The sequence below is a fragment of the Thermovirga sp. genome, assembly GCA_012523215.1.
Classification (GTDB): domain Bacteria; phylum Synergistota; class Synergistia; order Synergistales; family Thermovirgaceae; genus 58-81.
Genome location: JAAYIZ010000158.1, coordinates 1 through 3,841 on the forward strand (window position 1 = coordinate 1; position 3,841 = coordinate 3,841).

General features: G+C 64.3%; 4 protein-coding genes. 1 reads left to right on the forward strand and 3 read right to left on the reverse strand.

Annotated elements, in window-relative coordinates; all coding sequences use genetic code 11:
- On the forward strand, positions 1-241 hold a 241-nt coding region (locus GX108_04240), incomplete at its 5' end, for a phosphoenolpyruvate carboxykinase (protein ID NLO56248.1).
- Positions 242-272: 31 nt separating this feature from the next.
- Here GX108_04240 and GX108_04245 read toward each other — a convergent pair.
- Genes GX108_04245 through GX108_04255 form a run of 3 tightly spaced genes read right to left on the reverse strand, consistent with a single transcriptional unit; the run spans position 273 to position 3,700 of the window.
- Positions 273-908, reverse strand: a complete 636-nt coding sequence (locus GX108_04245) for a histidine phosphatase family protein (GenBank protein NLO56249.1) — start codon at positions 906-908, stop codon at positions 273-275.
- A complete protein-coding gene (locus tag GX108_04250) occupies positions 909-2,555 on the reverse strand; it encodes a phosphoglycerate dehydrogenase (GenBank protein NLO56250.1) in 1,647 nt (548 codons plus the stop codon).
- Positions 2,549-3,700, reverse strand: a complete 1,152-nt coding sequence (locus tag GX108_04255) for an alanine--glyoxylate aminotransferase family protein (GenBank protein ID NLO56251.1) — start codon at positions 3,698-3,700, stop codon at positions 2,549-2,551. The genes GX108_04250 and GX108_04255 overlap by 7 nt, the downstream gene beginning before the upstream one ends.
- Positions 3,701-3,841 lie beyond the last annotated feature (141 nt).

A 3,841-nucleotide genomic window follows, 5' to 3' on the forward strand; every position in this document is an offset into this window, starting at 1 on the left:
CGAGGCCACCACCACGGCCATCAGGGAGGCCATGAGGGAGACCCTAGAGTGGCGCTACGACGACATCCTGGGTTACGAGATACCGAAGTCGCTGCCGGTGCCCCAAGGGGAGGAACTCGATCCCTACCGGTGGTACTCCCGGGAGGAGTACGCCTCCATGATCGGGGACCTCCGGAAGGAAAGGCGGGAGCACCTGCAGCAGTTCAAAGGCCTGGCTCCCGAGATCATCGACGGGGTCTGACCAGAGGGATCAAAGCGCGAAAAAAGCGGAGTCAAAGCCCTTTCTGGACCGCCCTCTCCCAGGTGCTCCCGAGGTGGCAGGCCTCGCCCATGACGAGGACCTCCAGGCCCCGGGGCGTCTCTTCGAGGAGGGTGATGCTGCCGTTTCCCAGGCGGAACCTCCAGAAGCTGCTCAAGGGGCATTCGAAGATCCGGCAGAGGAGGACCTTGAGGACCGCATCGTGGGAGAAAAGAGCCACGGTGTTCCCCGATCCCGCCAGGATCTCGCCAAAGGTCATCCAGGCGCGACCCGACACGTCCTGGAGGCTCTCCCCCTCCGGCATGGTTACCTCTCCGGGGCTGGAGTGCCAGAGGGTGAGCATCCCCGGCCACAGGTTTTCGACTTCCCCGGCGGTGTGCCCCTCCCAGAGTCCGTGGTCTATCTCGCTCAAGCCCTGATGGGTCTCAAGGCTCATTCCCAGGAGAGAAGCCGTCGCTCTCGCCGTTTGGGCGGCACGGGAGAGGGGGCTTGACACCACCCTGTCCACGGAAGCGGAAAGAAGCGCCTCCGCAACGGCCCGGGCCTGCCTACTCCCCAGGGCGTTCAGGGGTATGTCCCTCTTGCCCTGGAAGCGCCCTTCCCGGTTCCAGTCAGTCTCCCCGTGCCTTACCAGGAATAGCCGCTTCATCTAGAGGTCCTCCGTGAAGCGGACCTTCACCGCCCAGAGCAGGTCCACGTCCTTTTTCAGTTCCTCCAGGACCCGTAGGGGGACGTCATCGTCGATCTGCAGGGCCCCGACGGCCAGTCCGCTTCCGTTTCTGCGCCCCAAGGCGAAGTTAGCTATGTTGGTGCCCGCCTTTCCCAGGAGGGTCCCCACCTTCCCTATCACGCCGGGACGGTCGTGGTTGCTGAAAAGCAGCACCGTGCCCTCGGGGATGAATTCTATCCAGTAGCCGCCGATGTTGACCACCCTCTGGCGCCCCTCCTCGGTTATCGTCCCCGCCACGGATATGCCCTCCCCGGAGCCGGGCGAAAGGAGTTCCAGTTCGACCTGGTTGCGCCAGGTCCCGGGGGCCGTGCGGATCTCCTCGATTCCGATCCCCTTGTCCTCCGCCAACAGCGGAGCCGACATGTAGTTCACCTCGGGGCCGTGGGAATACTCCAGGTAGCCCTTGAGCCCTGCCACGGTGAAGGGTGAGAAGTGGTAGGGGATCTCGAAGCACACTGGTTCGTCGGCCGGCGAGAAGAGGGGCCCCCGCAGGCTGACCTTCAGCAGCACCGCCGGGTCCCGGGAAAGATGGGCGGCAAGGAAGCCGAGCTTGCGGGCCAGCGAGAGGAAGGCCCTGGTGCCCTCGGAGAGGGATTGTTCCACGAAGGGGAGGTTCACGGCGTTCTCGCAGGGTTTCCCCTTCAGGGCGGCGAGAAGGTTTGAGCAAGCTATGACGGCTACCGCCGACTGGGCCTCCTCGGTGTTGGCCCCGATGTGGGGTGTAAGGATCACTCTCTCTCTTATGTCCTCGGCCATGAGTGGGTTATCGGCCGTCGGCGGCTCGCCGTCGAAGACATCGACGGCGGCCCCGGCCAGCTGTCCCGAGCGCAGGGCTTCGGCGCAGGCCGCCTCGTCCACCAGCCCACCCCTGGCACAATTGACCAGGTAGGCCCCTGGCCGGCAGGCTTTTATCGCTTTCCTGGCGATCATTCCCCGGGTTTCTGCCGTGAGGGGAACGTGCAGGGTGATCACGTCGGCCAATGAGAGGGCTCCCTTGAGATCGTCCATCAGTCGGACCCCGGCCCTCTCGGCCTTGGTCGGCGAGACGTAGGGGTCATAGGCGGAAGCCTCCATGCCGAAAGCCCTGCAGCGGATGGCCACCTGGGTGCCTATCCGGCCGAGGCCGATGACGAGAAGTTTTTTGCCCGAAAGCTGGCGGCCCAGGAAACGGCTCCTCTTCCACTCCCCCGAGGTCACCGAACTGAAGGCCTGGGGTATCTTCCTGACCAAGGACAGCATCATGGCCATGGTATGCTCCGTTGCCGCCAGGGTGTTCCCGGTGGGGGCGTTTATGACCACGACGCCCCTGCGGCTCGCTTCGGCCAGGTCGATGTTGTCCAGTCCCACGCCGGCCCTGGCAGCCGCCCGCAGTTTTTTCGCGGCCTCCAGGATCTCGGGGTCGAGGGGAGTCCCGCTACGGGTGATCATCCCGTCCACATCGGCCACTTCCGCCAGGAGTTCCTCCCTGGCGAGGCCGGTTTTGACCAGCAACTTCACCTCGGGGTCCTGGCGGAGCACGTCGAGCCCTGCCTCGGAGATCTTTTCCGTAACCAGCACCTTCAGCATGATTCCTTTCCCCCCCTGTTCCACGTCTGCAGTGCTTTTTCCAGGAATCCATCCCTGGCGTCGATCCCGCATTTCCTGGCGGCTCCGAAGACACCCCCGGCCAGGAGACAGACCTCAGGCCAACCGCCGGGGTTGTAGTGGGCGATGCGCAGGGTGCCGCCCTCCCTGCCCTGTCCCTCGGCGACGGTGATGCCCATCTCCTCCAGGGCCTGCTTCACCGGCCGTTCCTTCCCGGCCGGTATCTCCAGGGCGGTCATGACCGGCGAACGAAATTCCTGTTCCCCCACGAAGAGTTCAAGTCCCATTCCTTCGCAGGCGGCCTCGAAGGAGCGAGCTTTTCTCCTGGTCCTGCTGAACCAGGGCCCCCACCCGAAACCCCCGAGGAAACGGAGCGACTCGGCCAACCCGTAAAAGACGCTGACGGGAGGCGTGAAAGGGTTTTGGGGCCTGCTTTTGTTCAGGAACCTCCTGTGAAGCGCCAGGTCGAAGAAGTAGGAAGGGCAGGCGTCCCGCTTGGTCCTTTCCCACCCCCGTTCCGACAGGTAGACCACGGCCAGGCCCGGGGGGGCGAGAAGCCCCTTCTGTGAGCAGGAGGCGAGGCCGTCGATCCTCCACCTCGACGGATAGCAGGGCATGGCGCCGAGGGAACTCACGGCATCGACCAGTACCAGCGGCCCCTCCGACGGGACCTCCGAAAGGAGGTCCTCCAAGGGGTTGGCGACCCCCGTGGAGGTCTCGTTGTGGGTGAACAGGAGGGCATCGGACCCGGGATATTTTTTTAGGGCCTCCCAGACATGCTCTTTTTTGAAACCCTCGCCCCTGGGCGCGTCAAAGGCGACGATCTTCGCCCCCCTCCGGGAGACGATATCCCGGAACCGGTCTCCAAAGGTGCCGCAGGAGAAGGAGACCACCTCACTGCCGGGCGCCAGGAGGTTCGCCGCCAAGGCCTCGAGAGCCCCCGTGCCCGAGCCGGGCAGGAGGACCACCGGGTCCTTTACGTCGAGAAGCCTCCCAAGACGGCCGTCCACTTCCTTCAGCAGGTCGGACCATTCATCGCTCCGGTGGCTGATCATGGGCCCGGCTCCCGCCTGCCTCGAACAAAAAGGCACGTCCACCGGCCCCGGTGTGTAGAGATGCTGCGTCATTGGATCCCCTCCTCGTGGATAAAAAAGGCCGGGAGAAAATGCTCTCCCGGCCTGTATTCCCTGAAATCTCTGTATTTTTCCCAGGTGACCCTGGTTCTACCGCGGTCCTCCCTCTGCCGGCAAAGGAAGGCCTGCCCTTCC